The sequence below is a fragment of the Magnetospirillum sp. LM-5 genome (assembly GCF_902729445.1).
Taxonomy (GTDB): Bacteria; Pseudomonadota; Alphaproteobacteria; order Rhodospirillales; family Magnetospirillaceae; genus Magnetospirillum.
This window is the reverse complement of sequence record NZ_CACVCE010000045.1, coordinates 179,468-199,655: the sequence shown is the minus strand read 5'-3', so window position 1 is coordinate 199,655 and position 20,188 is coordinate 179,468. Positions and strand designations below refer to the sequence as shown.

The window sequence follows — 20,188 nt, the reverse complement described above, 5'->3', positions numbered from 1 at the left end:
TCGCCGGAGGGCGGGATTTTTCGAGGTGCCCATAAGCCAACGTTCAATCTGGACGACTTCACGCCGACCTCGCTCGGATTCGCTGCTATCACTTTTAAGTTTCCTGCTGATACCCGATTTCCAACCCTGCCGGTACGAACCGATAATGGCTTGGTGTTCCCCCTTGAGGGGGAGAGCAACTGCTCGGCTCCCGAGATTTGTCTCGCCAGGAAGCTGGGGGCTGAAATCACCATCCGCTACGGAGTCATTGTTCCGACCGATGGCAACCAGCCGATATTCACGCCGTTCATCAAGGAATGCCTGGATAACCGGGGAAAGTACCCTAAGAACACGCTGGACAATCTGTTCTGGAAGGAACTGAGCAACTCGACCTACGGGAAGACCGCCCAGGGTTTACGGGAAAAACGGGTATATGATCTCCGGGATAAAACTACCAAGGTGCTTCCCGAGAGCCGAATCACTAATCCGTTCTTCGCTTCATTCATCACCTCCTTCGTCCGAGCCGTCCTGGGAGAGGTGATTAACGCCCTCCCGCCATCCGTTTGTGTGTTCAGCGCTACGACCGATGGGTTCCTGACCAATGCCACGAAAGACCAGATTGATGCCGCCTGCCAGGGTGAGCTGCTGACAATCTATAATGACGCTCGGAAGCGGCTGACCGGAAAGTCTGGCGCCCTTGAAGCCAAGCACCATGTCAGGAAGCCTCTCGGATGGCGCACTCGAGGACAAGCCACTTTGAAGGAGGGGGTTGTTGGTAAGGACGATGAGAACGTCGTTCTCGCCAAGGGAGGGATCTTCACTCCCTCCGCATATGACACCACCAGGGAGCAAAATCGCTACATCACCAACCTGTTCTTCGGTCGCACACCTGAATCCGTGATCACCTCCGCCATCAAGACCGGGGTAAGGGATATGGTGGAGTACGACGCCGATCTCGTTGAGAAGGACCTGATCAAGCGCCTCAACATGGAATACGACTGGAAGCGATGCCCTTTGGCAGTGGGGGCATCAGCCGACTACGATCACCTGGTTTTCAGCACCAAGCCTTGGAAGACGGTCGATGAATTCCAGCGAATCAGATTGCTTTGGGAGGAGTACACGAAGGCAACGCCAACGTGCTTGAAAAGCGTTGACGATTTTAAGATGTTTGCAAATTACGTTATGGTTAAAACCGCTTTATGTGTCGAGTTATCAAAATACCTTAAAAAGACTAATCCAGATATTAAAAGACTACGACAGACTATTTGCTCTGCGTGGTGTCATTCTAATGCTGGATTGATTTATCATTATGATGATGTGTCCAACGCTGAATTTGCCACTACTCTTGAATTATCTGGAGTTCCTTGTTCTCGGGCAAATTTTGAAAATGGTATGAAGAAATCCTTTGAACCTCACAGCGTTCCGCCGACTGAAGCCGTTCTTGCCGCACTTCAGCAAATTCGGGGGAAATTCACTAACCTGGATATCGATTTGATCCTCGCCAAGGGTAAGGACGGGATTGATCTCCTGGGAGCGTTGCAGGGGTCATGCCCATTCATTAAACGGGTGAGCTGATCGGTTTTTTCACCAGCACACCAACACCCAATTGGTGTTGACTGATTTGCATAGGTGCAGGGCTGGCGAACGGCATCGTTTTAGGCATAATGCTGTAGTGTTAGAACTCGCTCATTAGCAAATTTCATACATTTGCTTGATCAAGGAGAACAATTTTGAACAAATGGAATATACCAACATGGCTAGAATTATTGGTAATTGAAAGAGATAGGCATTGCGTATATTGCAATGTTGAATTTTCAACACCTCCATTAAAGAGGGGGGATAAACCATCATGGGAACATATTATAAACGATGCCAAAATTATTACTGAATCCAATATTGCAAGATGCTGCGTGTCATGCAATGCGAGCAAAGGTGCGAAGGATTTAATCGCATGGATGGAGTCAAAATACTGCAAGAGAAAAAATATAAATTACAGCTCTGTTTCTGAAGTTATAAAAAAGCACTAAAAAAAACAATCAATAATATTTAAATTACTGTCCACACCCGTGCGTATACGTAAAATAGTAAACAATTATTTGTAGCTCGACCAATTCTCCACGTGCGAGATAAACTATTTGAATGCGTAAATACATCTTCTGCCATTGGCTGACTCCGAAGCGCCCTGCCGCACTCTATAACCGGATCATGAACGGATTTATTCCAGCGCTAATACAGCATTGTAAATCAATTAGTTAGCTGCGATGCGCCGTTTGCCAAGGTTGGGGTCGAGGGTTCGAATCCCTTCGCCCGCTCCAAATTCTCGATACTCGAAAGCCGCGGTTCGCCGCGGCTTTTCGCGTTTTGGACGTCCGCGTGTTCACGCTTGCCGTGAAAATGCTGTCACCGCCCTACTCGGCCTCGATCCGGTCGCGGCCGCTCTGCTTGGCGCGGTACATGGCCGCATCGGCACGGCCCAGCAACGCATCGCAATCGTCGCTGTCTTGCCGCAGGCTGGTCGCCCCGATGCTGGCCGTATAGCGGAATCGGCCTTGTTCGGTTTCCATCTCCTGGGCGCGGATGGCCTCGAGGATGCGCGTCGCCACCTCGGTCGCCTGGTGCAAAGGGGTGTCGGGCAGCGAGATGACGAATTCCTCGCCACCCAGTCGGGCCAGCATGTCCGACGCCCGCAGCTGGCCCAGCGCGGTGCGGGCGAAATTGACCAAGGTGTCGTCGCCGGCAGCGTGCCCCCAGCGATCGTTAACCTGTTTGAAATGGTCGAGATCCACCGCCAGCACAGTGAGCGGCGCCCCGGTCCGCTGGGCGCGCATGATGTCCACCGCCAGACGCTCCATGAAATGGCGGCGGTTCGCCAGCCCGGTCAGCGGATCGGTGCGGGCCAGGAGCTCCAGGCGCTGGTTTGCCTGCTCCAGGGCCAGGGTCCGGCTGCGGACCTGGTCCTCCAGGCTGTGGTTGACCGCGGTCAGGGTCTCGACATGGGCCCGCCGCTCGCGATCCAGGGTATCCAGCATGCGGTTGAAGGCATCCTGCAGGCGGCTCAGTTCATTGTCCTCGGTCTGACGCAGATCGACCCGGCGATGGCCCAGCGAATCCAGGTCGATGGCCGAGACCGATTCGGTCAGGTCGCGCAGCGGCAGTCCCAGCCGTCGACGAAAGGCCAGGACGAACAGGGTCGCCAGCACCAGGCTTTTGATCACCGCGCTGATCATGATCATCTGGAAGCCGACCTGCAGACGCTGCAGCACCACGGTATCGCTGGCCGAGAAGGTGACGCGGGCCAAGTGAATGTCCTCGCCCGAGAAGTGATAGGACACGTCGAAGGCATGTTCGATGGTGGCCCCGATCAGGCCGGAATCATGGCCGCGCCGGATCTCGGGCCCGGACTGGGCGGCGACACGAACCGACGAGATCAGCGGCAGGTCGGTCACGCCGCGCATCAGGGCATCCAGCTGTTCGCGGTTCAGTTCCCACAACGCGGTGGCCAAGGCGGGATAGAAGGTTCGCTCGGCGCCTTCCAGTTCTTGCTGCACCATGGCCCGGGTGTGGGAGTACTCGATGGCCATCTGGGTCAGGGTGATCAGCACCGTGATGGAAAAATAGATCGACAGCACCGAGCGCAGCAACTGCCAGGACAGTTTCTTGCGGTGGTTCATCGCTTGACCTCGAAATATCGCTCGACATAGCGGCGATAAATGGCGTCGTACGTCCCATCCCGGCGGATGGCCGCCAGGCCGCGGTCGAAATCGTCGCGCACCGTGGGATCGACGAAGGCGGTCTTGTAGGGAGTGGGCTCGAACAGGTTGAAGGCCTGGTACTCGATCGTCGGGTTGACCTTACCCTCGGCGACCAGCTTCTCGCGGTAGAAACGGAAGATACTCTCGTCCATCAGCGCCACGTCGATCCGGCCCAGCATCAGCATCAGGACCTGGGTTTCCTGGTTGGCGATCTCCTTGTAATGCGGGTTGCCGGCCATCGCTGTCCCGAATGCCCCACCCAGATATTTGCTGGCATTCTGGAAGGCGACCACCGACTTGTCCTTCAGATCTTCCAGACCACGCACCTGCTGGTTTCGCTCCTTAAGGGCGAAGGCGAAATTGTGATATTGCATGAAATCGGCGGAATAATTGGCGGTCAGGCCCGAATTCTCGCGGATGATGGCGGTGCCATCGACGCGCTTCTCGGCGAACATCTCGAAGCCGCGTCCGATCGGGACGTAGACCGGTATCACCGTATGGCCGGAACTGCCCAGCGCCGCCTTGACGATGTCGATGACGATACCCTCGCCATTCTCGAACACGTAAGGCGGAGTGTAGGACGAGAAGATGATCTTCAGTTCACGGGCCGCCGCCGCATTTGACCACAGCAGCAAGGCGCACAGCCAGCCAGTCACTATACGCAAGGCCACCACCCTTCCGAGCTATGTCCGACAGACTTGGTTTAGACTCGTTCGAGATCGGCCGGAAGAAACAATTTGTCACGGGACAATTCACCTGGAGGTCATCGGTGCGGGTATGAAGCCGGCGCGGTCGCGGGAGACCACGGCCTTTTGCGTTTCCGACCGGAGCCACCGCCGCTTAGGCGGCAGCCTCGCGGAAATCCAGGCTTTCTACCAGATCCATCACCCGACGCAGATCGTCGGGCCGCTGCTCGATATCGACCTTGATCCAACTTCTGTGGCGGCCGGCCCGCTGCAGGGCGTCCAGCGATTCCTCTTCCGGGGAATCGTCGAGCCAGATGAAATCCTCGCCCAGTTCCATGGCCTCGGCCTTGAAGTCCTGCCAGACCGGCGCGGCGAACGATGCGGCGATGGCCCGGATGCGGTCCCATTCATCGCCGGGACCGATGGCCTGGCGCAGCACCGGCAGCAGCTTGTCGACGTCGCCGTGACGGGTGCGTGAGGTCACCCAGAAGCACTCGAACCCGGCCGCCGCCCATTCAAGAAAGCGCAACAAGTTGGTGGCCGGCGCGAACTCGCCGCGCAGGCGGGCATGGCCCGAGCGGCGCAGCAAGGTGCCGTCCACATCCAGATACAAGCGCATCAGCGCCCCCCTCGCTTCTTTCCCCCACGATTCAGCATAATCGAACCGTGATCGATCACAAGCCCCGCCAGCCCGATGGTCGGGGCAAAGCGGTCAGGTCCAGACCGGCGGCCCAGCCGCCCAAAGCGGCGACAACCGCCACCAGGGCGAATTCGATCCACGATCCGGTGGAACACAGGTTCAAGGTAAAACGGCGCCGGCTGGGCCACAGCAGCGGCACCCCCGAAGGCGTCAACCCGTCGGCGGCCAGATGCGACAGATAGCCCACCACCAGCGGCGCCATCGGCTGGTTCAGTCCCATCATGGCCAGAGCCGCGATTCCGGCGATCACCGCCAGCAGGGAATGGGTGATGCCGCGATGGCCGACCACCATCGCCAACGGCACCGAGACCACACGGAACTTTCGCCCGGCCCAGCTTTGCGGATGGTCGATATCGGGCAGCAGAGCGCCGGCCAGAGCCGCCGACAGCGCCACCGGCTCGGCCGGATCCAGGCCGGCGGCCCGGGCGGTCACCGCCCACAGGGCGGCGCCGACCACCATATGCGATCCGGCCATCATCGAAATGTACCCCCAATGGTCGTGAGCTCTTGCATCTATCGTCTTTTGGTATGGATGATTCGCGGTTATGATCAAGCTGGGGATGGGTGGTGGACAGAATGCGCGGGGGAGCCGACCATGTCCATTGCCTGGCGTGACGCGATGAGTGTGGGTGACGCGGCGATCGATGCCGACCACCGCCACCTGATCGAACTGATCAACAGCTTCGAAGCGGCCGTAACGGCCGAGATCGACCACAAGCGGGTGGCGCGGGTGCTGCTGGCGCTGATGGATTACACCGCCGAGCACTTCGCCCGCGAGGAGGCGCTGCAAAAAGAGGTGCGCTATCCCTATGCCGATTGCCACCGCCGCGCCCACCGCGATCTGCTGACGCGGCTGACCGGCATCGTGCAGGCCTATGGCGCCCAGGCGCCCGGGCCCGCCCGCGACCATATTCTGCGCGGCCTGTCGGACTTCCTGAAGGAATGGCTGGTGTCCCACGTCATCGAATCCGACCTGGGGATGAAGCCCCACGTGATCACATTGCGCCGCCACCAGGCCGAAAACGAACGCCGCACCCGCGAGGCCATCGCCCTGTCCGAACGAATGGCGGGAATCGAGCGGTAAACGGGTGGCGGGCCGAGTCCACCCGCCACCATCAGGCGAGCAAATGAGGCGCGAACCCGTCGGTCAAGCCAAGAGCACCAGCAAGAGCACAGCCACCATGGCCGCCAATCCGGTCAATCGGCGCCCCCTGGTGCTGCCCAGCACGGTCTTGGACAAGAACGGAAACAGCAACACGACGGCGAACACCACCATACCGCCACCAGGGCGAATTCGATCCATGATCCGGTGGAACACAGGTTCAGGGTGAAACGGCGCCGGCTGGGCCACAGCAGCGGCACCCCCGACGGCGTCAACCCGTCGGCTCGGCCGGATCCAGGCCGGCGGCCCGGGCGATCACCGCCCACAGGGCGGCGCTGACCACCAAATGTGAACCGACCATCATCAACGGATACCGCCGAGGATCGAGGTCGATGAATGCGGTCGACTTTCGGTAATCATGGTGGGCCGCTGCAATCCAGGAGGGATGGGCGACGGACAGCATGCGGATCGAAAGCGGCCAGTCCATGGCCTGGAAACGAGGCCCACCCGGTCGAGCGGCATCGCCACCGTGCCGAAAGTCTGAGCGAAGCCCCTGGCGCCGGACACCCTAAGTCGGTGGTCTTTTAGGCCCATCCACCAGACCGACGGCTCAGACCACTGAGCCGTCGGTTTGGATCGGACCCCTATGGGCGTCGATAATTCTCGCGCACCTTGCGCCCTCCGCGCGAGGCCTCGAGGCATTCCGCGTACAGGTCCAGGTAATCCTGGCGGGAATAGGGGTTCCCGGTCTCGCGGTAGCGCCCCTCGAGTTCCTGGACATCCCGGGCCAGACGATAGGCCACAAGTTCGGCGCTATCGCCAGTAAGCTCGTGATCGGACATGGTTGTTCACCTCGATGGTTAGGGAATGAATTCGGTATTGGCCGGGTTGACGCCGCTGCGGCGGAAATAGTCGCGCCAGACCTGAATGATGCTGGTCATCACCGAAGGCTCGATGATGGCGTAGGGGTTCTCGTCGCCGCGGCCAAAGCCATAGACATGCACCTTGGCATCGCCGCCCAGGCGTGGCACCAGTTGCGCCGCCCACAAGGATTCGATGGTGCGTCTGCGGATATGTTCCTCGACCACGGTCCCGGGGCGGAGATTCATGGTTTCGGTGTCCAGCAGATCGGTCATCAGAATCAATGCCTTGATCTCGGCACGCGTGCTCTGGACGGTGGCCGCCAGGGTGCTGGCGATAGCCGAGCGCTGGGCCGCCCGCGGCGCCGTCGCCCCGCGATCATCGCGGACCGAGGTGATCACCGCGGACAAGGCGTGGTCGAAATCCCGCAGGTCGGCCCTTTTCTCGGCCGCGTCGTGAGGGGTGTCGGTCCACCCCAGCGGACCGCCGGGGCGGCAATCATCGAACAGGACCCGGCGCGTCGACGGGTGGTCAAACAGGGTGAAGACCACCACCCGATCACCTTCCGCCATCAGGCTTTGAAGATCGGCATAGGCGGCATTGATTCCGGCGACGTCGATCGGTCGGATCTGGCCGGTGGAGCGATCCACCCCCAGCAGCAGGGCCTTGGCGTCCCTCTGGCCGTATTTTCGGCAATAGCGCATCGGCTCCGGGGTGGGGACTGCAGCCGCCACAGACTGGACTTCCCTGCGGCGCTGCTGTGCGCCGGCCGGCGTCACGGCGGTCAGCAGCGTGGCGGCGGCCAGAAGCGCAAAGATCAATCGCATTGGGGCTTCTCCTCGGCGAATTCTTTTTCTAGGGCTTTGGCGACATCGGCGATGGCATCGTTTTTCAGCCACCCCGGCAAGGCCAGTTCGGGCCGCTCGTCGGTGCACCCTTCGGCATAGGCGCTCAGGCGCTGGCAGACCATTTGGGTGGCACGGCCGACATAGACCGACCATTCCTCCCACGCCTGGCGCAGGCGAATCTTGGCCCGTTCCAATTCGCCGGTCAGGCGATCGTGACGGTGAACCAGCGTCTTGCGGTCGCTGACGAAGCGGGCCTGAATTTGCTGCTCGCGCCGGCGGGTCCGACCTTCGATGCGGACGAAGCGGGCATGGGCCTTGCGAAAGGCGTTGCCAGCCGTCTGGTATTCGGGGCTGGGATCGTAATGGAGGATCGCCGTAAACAAGCCGATGAAATAGATCGAGACGTTGAGGAACAGGAAGAACAGCAATTCGCCCAGATTGGGGTCGCCGCGTTCCTCCAGCAGTTTCCAGCGCAGGTAATAGACCACGCCCAGAGCGACCACAGACAGCAACCCGGCCAGGCCCCAGATCAGCAGGCTGGGCAGGAATGGCAGACTGAGCAGTTGGCGTTGCTTGAGCATTCGCCCACTCATATGGGCGAATTGGATCAACAACACGCCGACAATGGCGGCCAGCACCCAGGTCAGGATGGCCATTTCGCCGGTGAACACCGCCCGGGTGGCCTGCAGGTTGATGGGGAATTCCGCCGCCGACAACGCCGCCATGATCAGGAAATACAGCATGGGCGGCAGGTGCGATTGCAGCCGTCTTCCGTGGGCGGCGTCGCGGGACTGGCTAAGGGCCTGCTCGGCCTGCTCCAGATTCTGCTTGGCCTGGCCCCATTCGCTCAGACCGAACTCGTCGCCCTCGCCACGCAGCAGCTTCATGTCGAGTTCGCGATGCTCGGCCAGCAGGCGTTGCTGGCGATCATAGGACTGAACGTCTTTCTCCAGCGCCTTGACCTCGCCCGTCAACTGACGATAGCGGACCATCCACCGGTCGTGCGCCGATTTCAGCAGGTGCCGGCTCTCGGCAATGATGGTCAGGGCATAACCGATCGGCTCGGGATCGTTGGATCGCGGCACCCCCGATTGGCGGTCCTTGCGACCCCTGGTGCTGTCCGGACTGGTATCCAAACGGGTCAGTGTGAGAATGCGATCGAAGGGGTCCATTCACGCCATCCAAAGGCAGTAGATTTTCGAATAATACCCTTTTATGGATACGCGAAAGGCTGTATGAGTCAACCGAGAAGAATCGTTTAGATTGTGTAAATGCTCGATTTCGGCTCGCCCACCCTGTATCCGATACCATCTCTCGGCGAGTGTCAGGCCGAGGGTCTGGCCGTCACCTGGCAGGCGATGGCCGCCCAGATCGAAACCCGTGCCAAGACCTTGTGCGCCCTGCTGCGCAATCCGCTTCCCTTCGGGGGCGAACGGTGGATTTTAGGCATCGACGACGTCGCCTGGCTGGAAGCCCAGTACAGCGAGGCGCGCGGCCTGTTGGTCAGCCTGGAACAGAAGCAGGCCCCGCTTGGCGGCGCCGAATCCTTCCTGGTTCGATGCGAGTTGTGGTGCGCCCGTCTCGATCGCGAACTGACGCACCGGCAGCGCCAGAAGATCTTTCTGGATGTCGGCCGCCGGCTGCTGCTGTCGGGCTTGGGGCTGCTGCTGCTGGTCGCACTGCAATTGTTGATCGAGCACAAGTTGGTCCGCGGCATCCTGGATCCGGTCTTCAAGGTGATCGGACCCGATGGGCTGCAGAAATTGATGGCCTACGTGATCACGGGCGCCGCACTCAGTGCCGCCGTCGCCATCGCCATCCACCTGTTCAAGGCAAAACGGCCCCGTCTGGGGGCCGTGCTGCAGGCATTGCTGTGGAGCCCCTTCACCTTGCTGCTGATCGTGCTGGCCGGCGGATTGGGCAAGGTGTCGGCCACCGTCGATGGCAACGACGTCCCGGAACTGCTGACCATCCAGTTCTATGTCCAGACCATCGCCCTGACGGTGGGCTATGCGCTGCCGATCCTGCTGAAGACCTTGAAGAGCGGTCGCTACTGGAAGGGCCTCGACGCCGGGCGGGTGATTCTGACCCGGAACATGCTGTCAGCGCTGAATTCCATCCCGGCCGCCCTGCGCGGCAAGCTGCCTAAAGCAGCTTCACCACCAGAAAGCCCGCAACAATCAGGATCACCGCTACCGTGGTGACCAGCTTCAGGCGCTTTTCGACGAAGTCGCGGATCGGCGGGCCGAACTTCCACAACAGGGCGGCGACCAGGAAGAACCGCATGGCCCGGGCGATGAAGCTGGCGAAGGTGAAATCCAGCAGATCGAACTTGAAGGCGCCGGCGGCGATGGTGATCAGCTTGTAGGGGATGGGGGTGGCGCCCTTGACGATGATCACCCATACCCCGTACTGGTCGACCAGCGGCTTGAAGGCGGCGAACTTCTCGGTCAGGTGGAAGGCGGCCAGCACCCAGGCGCCGACGCTGTCCATGAAGTAATAGCCGATGGCATAGCCCAGATAGCCGCCGGCCACCGACGACAGCGTGCAGATCAGCGCGATGCGGAACCACCGGGTCGGCGCCGCCAGCACCAGCGGGATCAGCATGATGTCGGGCGGGATCGGAAAGACCGAGCTTTCGATGAACGAAATCAAGGCCAGCCACCAGATCGCATGACGGTGCGCCGCCTTGTCCATCATCCAATCATAGGTCTTTTGCAGCATCGGATTCCCCTTCTCGAACTGGCCGCTGGTGTATCACCCGCCGCCTGGCCTGTCAGCCTACTTGTCATTTCGGGCTGGCCCCTGCACTGTGGCGGCCATAGGGAAGGGGAACCAGGATCGTGCCGAGAGTGGCGCTTACCGCCTTGCTGACGACCACCGCCTTGCCGGCCCTGGCGCAGATGCCGGCCGGCCCGGCCGAGGTGCCGCCGTCCCTGTGGCTGGACCCGCTGGCCATGGTGCTGGGCGCCGCCGTGCTGGCCTCGGTGGTGGTGCCGCTGTTCGCCTGGCAAAGGCTCAGGCTGTCGCGCCTGATCCAGACTACCGCCGAGAAGGAAGCCGAGGCCCAGGCCCTGCTGGAATGCCTGGCGTCGGCGCCCGACGGCTTCTATTGCTGGATGGCCCCGCCCAGCCCGCTGGAAACCTGCTCGCGCCGGCTGGCGGTGTTGCTGGGCCTGCCCAAGGGCACCGAATCCGATTTCGAGGACGTGCTGGCGGTGTTCGCGCCCGAGGACGGCCTGGCGCTGGAACGCAAGGTCGGCCTGTTGTTTGCAGACGGCGCCGGCTTCGAGATGGAACTGCCGCTGCCCGGCCAGAACCGCACCGTGCGGATCACCGGGGCGCGGGCCGCCGATGCCGACGGCGAGCGCCTGGCCGATCTGATCTGGGCCGCCGACGTCAGCGCCGGCGCCGCCATGGTCGATGACCTGGCCCGCTCGCTGCAGGCCCTGGCCTCGGACACCACCTATCTGAAGGCGCTGATCGACGCCCTGCCGATGCCGGTGTGGCTGCGCGACGAGGATCTGTCGATCCTGGCGGTCAACCGCGCCTATGCCCAGGCGGTGGATTCCGCCTCGACCGAGGCGGTGGTGCACGCCCAGATCGAGCTGGCGTCCGACAATCTGGTCCGCGAGGCCCGCGCCCTGGCCGCCCGGGCCCGCGCCGCCGGTGCGCCGCGCTTCGAGCAGTTCCATCTGGTCCTGGCCGGCGAACGCCGCCTGGCCCAGATCGCCGAAATCCCGGTCCAGGTCGGCGACACCTTGCTGACCGCCGGCCTGATCCAGGATGAAACCCGGGTCGAGGAGCTGCAAAGCCAGCTCGACCGCCACGTCGCCACCCAGGGCGAGGTCCTCGAGCGTCTGGCCACCGCCATCGCCATCTTCACCCCCGATACCCGCCTGGCCTTCTTCAACACCGCCTTCACCAAATTGTGGCGCCTGGAACGCGACTGGCTGGCCGGCCAGCCGACCTATGGCATCTGGCTCGACACCCTGCGCGAGCGCCGGCTGTTGCCCGAGACCGCCGATTATCGCGCCCACAAGGAAGACGAGCTCAAGCGCTTCATCTCGCTGATCGAGCCCATCGAGACGCTGATGCACCTGCCCGACGGCCGCACGCTGCGCCGGGTGGTGTCGGCCCATCCCCATGGCGGGTTGATCTTCACCTTCGAGGACGTCACCGACAGCCTGGCGCTCGAGCGTTCCTTCAACACCGCCATGGCCGTCCAGCGCGAGACCCTGGACCACCTGCACGAAGGCATCGCGGTGTTCGGCGGCGACGGCAGGATGAAGCTGTCCAACCCGGTCTTCGCCGCCCTGTGGGGCCTCGAGCCCGAGACGCTGCAGGCGGCGCCCCACATCAACGAGATCGTCGAGCGCTTGAAGTCGTTCTTCGATGGCCGCCCCGACCGCGCCTCGACCTGGCTTCTGGCCCGCGAACGGCTGATGTCCCTGGTCAACCAGCGCGCCGGCACCACCCGGCTGGAGCGGCAAGACGGCACCATCCTGGCCTGCGGCGCGGTGCCGCTGCCGGACGGCGCCTGCCTGCTGACCTTCCTGGACGTCAGCGATTCCGCCCGCGTCGAGCAGGCGCTGATCGAACGAAACGAGGCGCTGGCCGCCGCCGACACCTTGAAAAGCGAGTTCATCGCCAACGTCTCGGCCGAGGTGGCCAAGCCGCTGACCACGGTGATCGGCTTCTCGGAAATGCTGGCCGCCGAATATTTCGGCAAGCTCAACAAGCGCCAGTCCGATTACATCAAGGGCGTGCTGGAGGCCGGACAGACCCTGAAGGGGCTGGTGGCCGACATCTTGGACCTGGCCGCCATCGAGGCCGGCCAGATGACCCTGGAGCTGGACGTCGTCGACATCCACCCGATGCTGGCCTCGGTGCTGGGGCTGGTCAAGGAACGGGTGCGCGAAAAGAAGCTGGTGCTGGACTTCGACTGCCCGCTGGACATCGGCTGGATCATCGCCGACCAGCGGCGGCTGCGCCAGGTGATGTTCAATCTGATCGGCAACGCCGTCAAATTCACCCCATCCGGCGGGTCGATCACGGTGTCGGCCCTGCGCGACGGCGCCGAGCTGGTGCTGACCGTCGCCGATACCGGCCCCGGCATCTCGGCCACCGACCAGGGCCGGGTGTTCGACAGTTTCACCCGCACCGCCGCCGACGGCGCCGGCTTGGGGCTGACCCTGGTCCATCGCTTCGTCGATCTGCATGGCGGCCGCGTCGCCCTGGCCTCGGCCGAGGGCCAGGGCACCATCGTCACCGTGCGCCTGCCGACCGGGGCGGCGCCATAACGACAAGGCGCCCCAAAAGGGGCAAAACCTTGAAACGACAAGGCGCCCCAAAAGGGGCGCCGGGCCGGTTCGTTCACAGGGTAGAGAGGTCAGCCGGCGACGCGGACGATCACTTCGACCCGGCTGATGTTGAAGCCCTCGGGGGCATCGGGAATCTTGGTCAGACCAACCATTTCGGCCGGGATGTCGGCAAGCTTGCCGCTTTTCTCGAAGAAGAAATGATGGTGGTCGCTGGTGTTGGTGTCGAAATAGGACCGCCCGGCATCGACCACGATCTCACGCAGCAGACCGACATCGGTGAACTGGTGCAGCGTGTTGTAAACCGTGGCCAGCGACACCCGGATGTTGTTGGTCAAGGCTTCCGAATGCAGCTGTTCCGCCGAAATATGACGGTCGCAGCCGTCGAACAGCAGCCGGGCCAAGGCCAGGCGCTGGCGGGTCGGACGCAGCCCGGCGCCGCGCAAGCGGTCGAGAGCATGGCTGTAAGGACGAACGGTAACCATGGTCATGACGAGCCATCCCTGTCTGCGGCGACGTCGCTCTCCTCGGTTTGGAAGAGGAGTTCCTCCAAACTAGCACAGAGCCGGTTGAAATTTAAAGGATTTCAACCGGCCTTCTGTGACCTTGGTCAATTTGCGCCGCAGCAAATACTTCTTAATCACCCGTCGCCAGACGATCGACCAGCTGGCGGACGGTGGGGATGAAGCCGTTGGCATAGAACGGATCGCCGCCGAAGCGGAAGGCGTTGTGGCCGGCGAACATCAGTTCATGTTCGACATCGCCGCCATGGCCGATGTTCTGCAGGGTCTTCTGGATGCAGAAGCTGCGCGGGTCGGCCTTCTTGCCGTTGGTGCCGGCCTCGTTCTGCGCCCAGTTCGAGAAGCTGCACATCGACAGGCAGCCCATGCAATTGACCTGATCGCGGCGGATTTCCTCGGCCTTTTCGGCATCGACGAACACCAGGGTATTGTCGGGCGTGCGCAGGGCCTCGGTGAAGCCGGCCTGCATCCAGGCCAGGGCGGCTTCCTTGTCGTGCGGGGTCACCCACACCAGGCGGCCGCGGGCGCCGATCGGCAGTTCGGCGACATGGTCGCCCATGGCTTCCGAGGAATAGGCGATCTGGCGATGGGAGCGGTCGACCAGCTCCTGGATGAAGCCGTTCTTGACCGCCGACGAATAGAAGCCGGTCGGGCTGAAACGGTGCAACAGCACGTCGCCCGGCTTCAGGGCCAGCAGACGCTTCTTCCAGGCGTCGGAGATCGGGCTTTCCTGGGTCAGCAGCGGACGGGTGCCGAACTGGAAGGCGATCGAGCCCAGCTCGGGATTGCCGATCCAGTCGGACCATTCCTTCAGCGCCCACACGCCGCCGGCCATGAAGATCGGCACCGCGTCGGACACGCCGCACTCGCGCATGGTGGTGCGCAGGTCGCGCACGCGGCCCATCGGCGGCTCGGGCTTTTCCGGGTCTTCCGAGTTGGACAGGCCGTTATGGCCGCCGGCCAGCCAGGGATCTTCATAGACCACGCCGCCCAGCAGCTCGCCATACTTGTGATAGGCGCGCTTCCACAGGGCGCGGAAGGCCCGCGCCGACGACACGATCGGATAATAATAGACGCCGTAGCGGGCCACGATCTCGGCGACGCGGTACGGCATGCCGGCGCCGCAGGTCACGCCGTGGATCAGGCCCTTGGCCCCTTGCAGCGCGCCTTCCAAAATGGCCTCGGCGCCGCCCATCTCCCACAGCACGTTCATGTGCAGCCGGCCCTGGCCGCCCGAGATGTCGTGGGCGATGCGGGCCTGGGCAATGGCGCCGCGAATGCCCATCTCGATCAACTCGTGATGGCGCTCGGTGCGGGTCTTGCCGAGATAGACCGCTTCCTTGATCTGGCCGTTCTCGTCGTAATCGTCGGCATTGACGCCCGAGAAGGTGGCGACGCCGCCGGCCGCCGCCCAGGCGCCGGAGCTTTCCCCATTGGAGACGTTGATCCCCTTGCCGCCTTCGACCAGGGGCAGGACTTCACGACCGGAAATAACGATGGGATCGAGCTTGAACAAGGCGAAACAACTCCGTATCGGCAAGGGACGGCTTTGAAACCCGTCGGCGGACCCTATTTCTAGCCAGCCTTCGCGCGCAATGCTACCGCCGTGGTGAAAAATTCATGACATGGCCGCGCTTTTTCCGGCCAACAGATCGGGTCGGTCGCTGAACAGGGCCGATACACCGCGCTGCAGCAAATGCTCGGCACGCCCAACGCGGTTTACCGTATAGGCCAGTACCCGCAAATCGTGCTTTTTAAGGATGGCGACCCGCTCGGCGGTCAGGCGGGACTGTTCGGCGGCGACGATCTCGCATCCCAGGGTCAGGGCGCGCGCGATGGTGCCGGCGGTCACCCGGCCGACCAACAGGCCGCGCGGCCAGGACGGGCATTGCTCGGCGGCCACCGCCAGGGCACGGGGCGCGAAGCTCGAGACCAGCACCGGCCGGTCCCACAGGTCGCGGGCGACCCTCAGGGCGGCGCCAGCGCTGGCGGCCTCGGTGCCGCGATCGGGCTTGATCTCGATATTGACCGCCAGCCCCAGCGAGCGGCACAGATCCAGCACCTCGGCCAGAATCGGCACCTGGGGGGCATGGCGGCGCAACTGGGCCAGCGAGCACGCCGCCACCGGGCCGGACAAGGCGGTGGTGCGGTCAAGATGATCGTCGTGGAAGACGATGGGGACGCCATCGGCGGTCAGGCGGGTGTCGAACTCGACCATGGCGCAGCCCAGCCGGGCGGCCAGGGCGAAGCCTTCAAGGGTGTTCTCGGGGGCACAGGCGGCGGCGCCGCGATGGCCGATGATCACCGGCAGCTCCAGCATCAGCTGGTCGGCACGCCGCGCAGGGTCGCCAGCACCTCGTCGAAGCAGGCCTGGTCGCTGATCACCTGGGGGCTGCGCACGGCGTAATGGGCGACCCGGTGGGTGGTGCCTTCCTCGTACAGGAACAGGTCCAGCGTGCAGGAGCGGACGCGGTATTGCCAGATTTCCGCCGGGGCATCCTTGCGGGTGAAACTGGGCCGGCCCAACAGCGCCGTCACCTGGCGGGCGTTCAAGCCCTTCAGGCGGGCCGGATTGGTGACGTCGGGCGGCGGCAACGACGCTTCCTGAAGGTCGCCGCCCTTGTCCATGCCGGCACCGGCCGTGTTCGGCCTGGCGCCCGATTGCGGATCGGCGGCGCAGGCGGCCAGCAGAAGGACCAACGAAAGCACGACAACAGGGCGGCGCATGATGGATTCCCGGGGGGCGGAAAAGCCGGCGGATTATAGCGCGAAGCGCCCGCGCCGCAACGATTGTCGCCCGCTCGTCCGCACCGCCACTGTCTCTTTGCGTCGCGCGGGCTTTTCTGCCATACAGCGGCGATGAGCTTCACACCCTCGCCCCCACCCTTTTCCGGTTCCCAGCTGGGCTGCATCCGTGGCGGCCGGGTGGTGTTCGCCGGCCTGTCGTTCCAGGTCGCCCCCGGCGACGCGCTGGTGCTGCTGGGCCCCAACGGATCGGGCAAGTCCAGCCTGCTCAGGGTGATGGCCGGCCTGTTGAAGCCGGCTTCGGGCCGTCTGGCCTGGGGCGAGCAGGCCATGTCCGACGAACCCGAGCTGCATGCCGCCCGCACCCATTATGTCGGCCACCATGACGCGGTGAAGCCGGTTTTGTCGGTGGCCGAGAATCTGCGCTTCTGGGCCCGCCTGCACGAGCCCCATGCCGGCCGCGCCGCCGACGCCGTCGAGACGGCTTTGGACCGTTTCGGCCTGGCCCATCTGAAGGACATTCCCGGCAAGATGCTGTCGGCCGGCCAGAAGCGGCGGACCAACCTGGCCCGCCTGCTGGCCGCGCCCTCGCCCCTGTGGCTGCTGGACGAGCCGACCACCGCGCTGGACAAGCGCTCGATCGCCGAGTTGGAACGGGTGTTCGCCGAACATCGCGCCCAAGGCGGCATGGTGGTGCTGTCGACCCATATGGATGTCGCCCTGCCGGGCGCGAAGACCCTGCAGCTCGACGAATTCTCGGTCGAAGAGGAAGACGAGACATGATCCGCTTCCTCGAAGTGGTGCGCCGCGACCTGCGCCTGGCCCTGCGCCAGGGCTCGGACAGCATCATGGTGGTGACCTTCTTCGTGCTGACCGTGGTGCTGTTCCCCTTCGGCATCGGCCCGGAATCCGGCATCCTGGAACGCGTCTCGGCCGGCATCTTGTGGGTGACGGCGCTGCTGGCCTCGCTGCTGTCGCTCGATCGCCTGTTCCAGGCCGATTACGAGGACGGCTCGCTGGAATTGCTGGTGCTGACGCCGACGTCGCTGGGCATCGTCGTCGCCGCCAAGGTGGTGGCCCACTGGCTGACCACCGGCCTGCCGTTGCTGCTGGCGGCACCCATCCTGGCGGTGCTGCTGCACATGAATGCCGACGGCTTCGGCGTGCTGATGCTGACCATGCTGATCGGCACGCCGATCCTGTCGCTGGTCGGCGCCATCGGCGCCGCCCTGGTGCTGGGCGCCCGGCGCGGCGGCGTGCTGCTGTCCCTGCTGATCCTGCCGCTTTACGTGCCGGTGCTGATCTTCGGGGTCGGCGCCATCGACGCTGCCGTCCAGGCCCGCTCGGCCGAGCCGCATCTGTTGATCCTGGCCGGCCTGCTGGCCGCCGCCCTGCCGCTGGCCCCCTGGGCCGCCGCGGCCGCCCTGCGCCAGGCGCTGGAATGATTCGTTCTGGAAATCTTAACTAAACCCACCATATGCTGTTTTGGTCCAGCATAAGGAGGCCGACATGTTGATTCCGGATCGGGATGAGATCATGAGGTCCGCACGCTTGATGGTGCTGCGCTATGGCAACCATGCCGCCGCCATCGCCCGCGAGGATATCGCGAGCGCCAAGTTCGGCCGCGAGCAGGATTTGGCCTTCCTGGTGCTGAACGAGGTGGAACGGATGGTGCTGACCGGTACGGCGCCGACGACGCACTGACGGACCGGGCGGCGGGAAGAAAAGATTTCACCACAGAGGCACAGAGGCACAGAGGTTATGTGCCGCCGGCGCCGTCTCGGGTTCCGTCCGCCGCAGGGCGATTTGGAGTCTGTCTGAGGGTGGTGGAATCGGATGTTCCACACCCCTCGCCGTCATGGCCGGGCTTGATAGGATGGACGTGTGCTTCAGCGTGGACCGGACAGACTCCCGGGGGCCGTTTGGTTTCTCCCTCTGTGCCTCTGTGGTTTACCCTTTTTGAGGTTGCGGAAACTTCCGTCGTTTTACAACCCATGCTAGTCTTGGCCCCATCCACCCCGCCGATCCGTCGAGGTTTGAGCCTTGCCCTGGAAGCTGAAAGACCCCATCCCCACCGCCCCGGCCAGTGTCGAAGACCTGATCGAGGGGGATTTGGACGAGGTTCGTCGACTGAAACTTAATGGACGCGGCCTCACCCGCCTGCCCGACGACATTGACCGCCTGACCGGGCTGGTAACTCTGGATGTCGATGACAACCCGCTGACCACCCTGCCGCCAGGCCTAAGCCGCCTGAAGCAGCTGCGGACCCTTTATGCGGCCAAGGTCCCCTTGGTGGATTTGCCGGCCGAGCTCCACCGGAGCGGCCTGGCGTTGCTATCCCTATCGGCCGCAACGCCCCAAATTCTCTCGGTCCTGCGCCAGCTGACCTCACTGAACCACCTTTGGGTAAACGGTGCCAATACCGCCGATGCAGCGGCGATGATCGAGGCCGTCCCGGATTTGGAAGTGATCGACCTATGGGGGGAGGCGCTGACCGAAATACCGGCGGCGCTGCGTCGCCATGATTTGCACGGCCTGACCCTCCAGCACAGTGGCGTCTCAGACCTCCCCGACTGGATCGGCGACTTTCCCAATCTGATTAACGTTACCCTCACGGGCAATCGTATCACCCGACTGCCGAAGGGGCTCGCTCGTCTTGATGAAAGCAAGCTGTCGCTGACATTGAGGGATACCCCCCTGGAAGAACCCTTCGCCAGCCTTTACCGGCAAGGCATCGGCCCGCTGTTCGCCTATCTGCGTACGCTGCCCGGCCCGGAACCGGAACTGACCGTCCCCGAGCAGCGGCGGGGGCCGGTGCTGACCCGGGTGGTCGCGGGCCGACTGGAATTGGCGCCCGAGCCCGAGCCCGGTCAGGCCGGCCGGCCGGAACTGGCCGCCCTGCATGCCGAGGTGCGCGACTGGGTGGCCCGGGTGCGCCAGAAGATCGGCGCCAACAAGGCCTTCCTGGATGATTTCCTGATCCAGTGCCAGGAGCGGCTGGGCACCGACGGCGCCGGCTTGCAGGTGCTGGCCCTGGCCCTGGCCACCGATCGCCTGGCCCGGGCCTTGGCCGGCTGGCGCGACGAGGATGACGGCGATCCCCTGACCTCGGAAGAGCGGGTGATGTGCGACGCCTTGCTGGGCAATCTGGGCATGCTGCTGAACTGGACCGACGAATGGAAGGAGTATCGCCGCCAGGCGGAATCCGACCCGGTGTTGGCCGAGGCCATCCGGCCGATCAGCGCCACCCTGGACCGGCTGGCCCAGGCCCTGGCCGACCGGCCCGAATTGGCGGCGCCCATCCTGGCCGCCACCCTGGCCGAGCTGAGCCGGGCGACCCGGGCGCCAGAGCCGGCGCCCGCCATCGTCGCCCGCGAAGCCGCCGATTCCTTGCACAATACCCTGGTGCCGCTGGCCCGCGAGGCGCTCAGCCTGACCGTGACCGCCGACGACCGCAAGGAAATCCGCAAGGTGGTCGTCCAGGGCGCCACGATCGGCGTCGGCACGCTGGCGGTGCTGGCCGGAGGCTTCATCCAGTCCCATGCCGGGGATTTGATGCAGCTGGCCCAAATGCTGCCCGCCGATTTCGGCTGGCTGCGCAACGTGGTCGAAGCCCTTAAGACCTTCGCCGGCCGTTCGCGCGCATCGTAACTGGGGCAAAAGTCCGGGCACG

The 20,188-nt window shown here is 63.5% G+C and carries 22 protein-coding genes; 8 read left to right on the top strand and 14 right to left on the bottom strand.

Going from position 1 to position 20,188, the window contains the following annotated elements; genetic code table 11:
• Positions 1-1,554, top strand: a 1,554-nt coding sequence (locus MTBLM5_RS14895) for a hypothetical protein (RefSeq protein ID WP_217425040.1), incomplete at its 5' end; no start/stop codon positions are given.
• A gap of 833 nt (positions 1,555-2,387) precedes the next feature.
• Here the strand turns inward: MTBLM5_RS14895 and MTBLM5_RS14890 are convergent.
• The 4 genes from MTBLM5_RS14890 to MTBLM5_RS14875 form a co-directional block, all read right to left on the bottom strand.
• A complete protein-coding gene (locus MTBLM5_RS14890; RefSeq protein ID WP_173976855.1) occupies positions 2,388-3,650 on the bottom strand; it encodes a GGDEF domain-containing protein in 1,263 nt (420 codons plus the stop codon).
• Entirely contained in the window at positions 3,647-4,396 is a 750-nt protein-coding gene (locus tag MTBLM5_RS14885) for a transporter substrate-binding domain-containing protein (RefSeq protein ID WP_173976854.1), read from the bottom strand. Before MTBLM5_RS14885 ends, MTBLM5_RS14890 begins: the two co-directional genes overlap by 4 nt.
• A gap of 175 nt (positions 4,397-4,571) precedes the next feature.
• On the bottom strand, positions 4,572-5,036 hold the full coding sequence (locus MTBLM5_RS14880) for a hypothetical protein (protein WP_173976853.1): 465 nt from the start codon (positions 5,034-5,036) through the stop codon (positions 4,572-4,574).
• Positions 5,037-5,091: 55 nt separating this feature from the next.
• On the bottom strand, positions 5,092-5,595 hold the full coding sequence (locus MTBLM5_RS14875; protein WP_173976852.1) for a metal-dependent hydrolase: 504 nt from the start codon (positions 5,593-5,595) through the stop codon (positions 5,092-5,094).
• Positions 5,596-5,712: 117 nt separating this feature from the next.
• On the opposite strand from MTBLM5_RS14875, the gene MTBLM5_RS14870 reads away from it, so the two are divergent.
• On the top strand, positions 5,713-6,201 hold the full coding sequence (locus MTBLM5_RS14870) for a bacteriohemerythrin (protein WP_173976851.1): 489 nt from the start codon (positions 5,713-5,715) through the stop codon (positions 6,199-6,201).
• A gap of 63 nt (positions 6,202-6,264) precedes the next feature.
• On the opposite strand, the gene MTBLM5_RS14865 is transcribed toward MTBLM5_RS14870, so the two are convergent.
• From MTBLM5_RS14865 to MTBLM5_RS14845, 5 genes are all read right to left on the bottom strand, one after another.
• Complete coding sequence (locus tag MTBLM5_RS14865; protein ID WP_173976850.1) at positions 6,265-6,420, bottom strand: hypothetical protein; 156 nt, start codon at positions 6,418-6,420, stop codon at positions 6,265-6,267.
• Positions 6,421-6,490: 70 nt separating this feature from the next.
• Positions 6,491-6,682 carry a hypothetical protein gene (locus MTBLM5_RS14860; protein ID WP_173976849.1) on the bottom strand — a complete coding sequence of 64 codons (192 nt, stop codon included), beginning with the start codon at positions 6,680-6,682 and terminating at the stop codon, positions 6,491-6,493.
• Positions 6,683-6,863: 181 nt separating this feature from the next.
• Positions 6,864-7,061, bottom strand: a complete 198-nt coding sequence (locus tag MTBLM5_RS14855; RefSeq protein ID WP_173976848.1) for a hypothetical protein — start codon at positions 7,059-7,061, stop codon at positions 6,864-6,866.
• Between the two features lie 18 nt (positions 7,062-7,079).
• Entirely contained in the window at positions 7,080-7,907 is an 828-nt protein-coding gene (locus MTBLM5_RS14850) for a hypothetical protein (RefSeq protein WP_173976847.1), read from the bottom strand.
• A complete protein-coding gene (locus MTBLM5_RS14845) occupies positions 7,898-9,100 on the bottom strand; it encodes a hypothetical protein (protein WP_173976846.1) in 1,203 nt (400 codons plus the stop codon). The genes MTBLM5_RS14850 and MTBLM5_RS14845 overlap by 10 nt, the downstream gene beginning before the upstream one ends.
• A gap of 99 nt (positions 9,101-9,199) precedes the next feature.
• On the opposite strand from MTBLM5_RS14845, the gene MTBLM5_RS14840 reads away from it, so the two are divergent.
• Positions 9,200-10,132: a hypothetical protein gene (locus tag MTBLM5_RS14840; protein ID WP_173976845.1), complete on the top strand. Its 933-nt coding sequence runs from the start codon at positions 9,200-9,202 to the stop codon at positions 10,130-10,132.
• Here the strand turns inward: MTBLM5_RS14840 and MTBLM5_RS14835 are convergent.
• Positions 10,074-10,652, bottom strand: coding sequence for a YqaA family protein (locus tag MTBLM5_RS14835; protein ID WP_173976844.1), 579 nt, complete (start codon positions 10,650-10,652; stop codon positions 10,074-10,076). The genes MTBLM5_RS14840 and MTBLM5_RS14835 overlap by 59 nt on opposite strands.
• A gap of 128 nt (positions 10,653-10,780) precedes the next feature.
• Here MTBLM5_RS14835 and MTBLM5_RS14830 point away from each other — a divergent pair, with 128 nt between their 5' ends.
• The gene (locus MTBLM5_RS14830; RefSeq protein ID WP_254431070.1) at positions 10,781-13,231 is read left to right on the top strand and encodes a PAS domain-containing sensor histidine kinase; all 2,451 of its coding nucleotides are present in this window, start codon (positions 10,781-10,783) and stop codon (positions 13,229-13,231) included.
• 89 nt (positions 13,232-13,320) lie between these two features.
• Here the strand turns inward: MTBLM5_RS14830 and irrA are convergent, their stop codons facing one another.
• From irrA to MTBLM5_RS14810, 4 genes are all read right to left on the bottom strand, one after another.
• Positions 13,321-13,740, bottom strand: a complete 420-nt coding sequence (irrA, locus tag MTBLM5_RS14825; protein ID WP_173976843.1) for an iron response transcriptional regulator IrrA — start codon at positions 13,738-13,740, stop codon at positions 13,321-13,323.
• A 145-nt stretch (positions 13,741-13,885) separates the two neighbouring features.
• Positions 13,886-15,286: a nitronate monooxygenase family protein gene (locus tag MTBLM5_RS14820; RefSeq protein WP_068501523.1), complete on the bottom strand. Its 1,401-nt coding sequence runs from the start codon at positions 15,284-15,286 to the stop codon at positions 13,886-13,888.
• Between the two features lie 102 nt (positions 15,287-15,388).
• Positions 15,389-16,090, bottom strand: a complete 702-nt coding sequence (locus MTBLM5_RS14815) for a glycerophosphodiester phosphodiesterase family protein (RefSeq protein WP_254431069.1) — start codon at positions 16,088-16,090, stop codon at positions 15,389-15,391.
• Positions 16,090-16,497, bottom strand: a complete 408-nt coding sequence (locus tag MTBLM5_RS14810) for a hypothetical protein (protein ID WP_173976842.1) — start codon at positions 16,495-16,497, stop codon at positions 16,090-16,092. The genes MTBLM5_RS14815 and MTBLM5_RS14810 overlap by 1 nt, the downstream gene beginning before the upstream one ends.
• Before the next feature lie 132 nt (positions 16,498-16,629).
• On the opposite strand from MTBLM5_RS14810, the gene ccmA reads away from it, so the two are divergent.
• The 4 genes from ccmA to MTBLM5_RS14790 all read left to right on the top strand — a co-directional run bounded on the left by ccmA (position 16,630) and on the right by MTBLM5_RS14790 (position 20,166).
• Positions 16,630-17,298 carry a heme ABC exporter ATP-binding protein CcmA gene (ccmA, locus tag MTBLM5_RS14805; protein ID WP_173976841.1) on the top strand — a complete coding sequence of 223 codons (669 nt, stop codon included), beginning with the start codon at positions 16,630-16,632 and terminating at the stop codon, positions 17,296-17,298.
• Positions 17,295-17,960, top strand: a complete 666-nt coding sequence (gene ccmB, locus MTBLM5_RS14800) for a heme exporter protein CcmB (RefSeq protein WP_068501534.1) — start codon at positions 17,295-17,297, stop codon at positions 17,958-17,960. Before ccmA ends, ccmB begins: the two co-directional genes overlap by 4 nt.
• Before the next feature lie 91 nt (positions 17,961-18,051).
• The gene (locus MTBLM5_RS14795) at positions 18,052-18,219 is read left to right on the top strand and encodes a hypothetical protein (protein WP_173976840.1); all 168 of its coding nucleotides are present in this window, start codon (positions 18,052-18,054) and stop codon (positions 18,217-18,219) included.
• A gap of 339 nt (positions 18,220-18,558) precedes the next feature.
• The gene (locus MTBLM5_RS14790) at positions 18,559-20,166 is read left to right on the top strand and encodes a leucine-rich repeat domain-containing protein (protein WP_173976839.1); all 1,608 of its coding nucleotides are present in this window, start codon (positions 18,559-18,561) and stop codon (positions 20,164-20,166) included.
• Positions 20,167-20,188 lie beyond the last annotated feature (22 nt).

Excerpts from the sequence above, each read along its gene's own strand:
- MTBLM5_RS14890 (WP_173976855.1), bottom strand. The coding sequence starts at position 3,650 with ATGAACCACCGCAAGAAACTGTCCTGGCAGTTGCTGCGCTCGGTGCTG.
- MTBLM5_RS14880 (WP_173976853.1), bottom strand. The coding sequence starts at position 5,036 with ATGCGCTTGTATCTGGATGTGGACGGCACCTTGCTGCGCCGCTCGGGC.
- MTBLM5_RS14875 (WP_173976852.1), bottom strand. The coding sequence starts at position 5,595 with ATGATGGCCGGATCGCATATGGTGGTCGGCGCCGCCCTGTGGGCGGTG.
- MTBLM5_RS14870 (WP_173976851.1), top strand. The coding sequence starts at position 5,713 with ATGTCCATTGCCTGGCGTGACGCGATGAGTGTGGGTGACGCGGCGATC.
- MTBLM5_RS14865 (WP_173976850.1), bottom strand. The coding sequence starts at position 6,420 with ATGGATCGAATTCGCCCTGGTGGCGGTATGGTGGTGTTCGCCGTCGTG.
- MTBLM5_RS14860 (WP_173976849.1), bottom strand. The coding sequence starts at position 6,682 with ATGCTGTCCGTCGCCCATCCCTCCTGGATTGCAGCGGCCCACCATGAT.
- MTBLM5_RS14855 (WP_173976848.1), bottom strand. The coding sequence starts at position 7,061 with ATGTCCGATCACGAGCTTACTGGCGATAGCGCCGAACTTGTGGCCTAT.
- MTBLM5_RS14850 (WP_173976847.1), bottom strand. The coding sequence starts at position 7,907 with ATGCGATTGATCTTTGCGCTTCTGGCCGCCGCCACGCTGCTGACCGCC.
- MTBLM5_RS14845 (WP_173976846.1), bottom strand. The coding sequence starts at position 9,100 with ATGGACCCCTTCGATCGCATTCTCACACTGACCCGTTTGGATACCAGT.
- MTBLM5_RS14840 (WP_173976845.1), top strand. The coding sequence starts at position 9,200 with ATGCTCGATTTCGGCTCGCCCACCCTGTATCCGATACCATCTCTCGGC.
- MTBLM5_RS14835 (WP_173976844.1), bottom strand. The coding sequence starts at position 10,652 with ATGCTGCAAAAGACCTATGATTGGATGATGGACAAGGCGGCGCACCGT.
- irrA (WP_173976843.1), bottom strand. The coding sequence starts at position 13,740 with ATGACCATGGTTACCGTTCGTCCTTACAGCCATGCTCTCGACCGCTTG.
- MTBLM5_RS14815 (WP_254431069.1), bottom strand. The coding sequence starts at position 16,090 with ATGCTGGAGCTGCCGGTGATCATCGGCCATCGCGGCGCCGCCGCCTGT.
- MTBLM5_RS14810 (WP_173976842.1), bottom strand. The coding sequence starts at position 16,497 with ATGCGCCGCCCTGTTGTCGTGCTTTCGTTGGTCCTTCTGCTGGCCGCC.
- ccmA (WP_173976841.1), top strand. The coding sequence starts at position 16,630 with ATGAGCTTCACACCCTCGCCCCCACCCTTTTCCGGTTCCCAGCTGGGC.
- ccmB (WP_068501534.1), top strand. The coding sequence starts at position 17,295 with ATGATCCGCTTCCTCGAAGTGGTGCGCCGCGACCTGCGCCTGGCCCTG.
- MTBLM5_RS14795 (WP_173976840.1), top strand. The coding sequence starts at position 18,052 with ATGAGGTCCGCACGCTTGATGGTGCTGCGCTATGGCAACCATGCCGCC.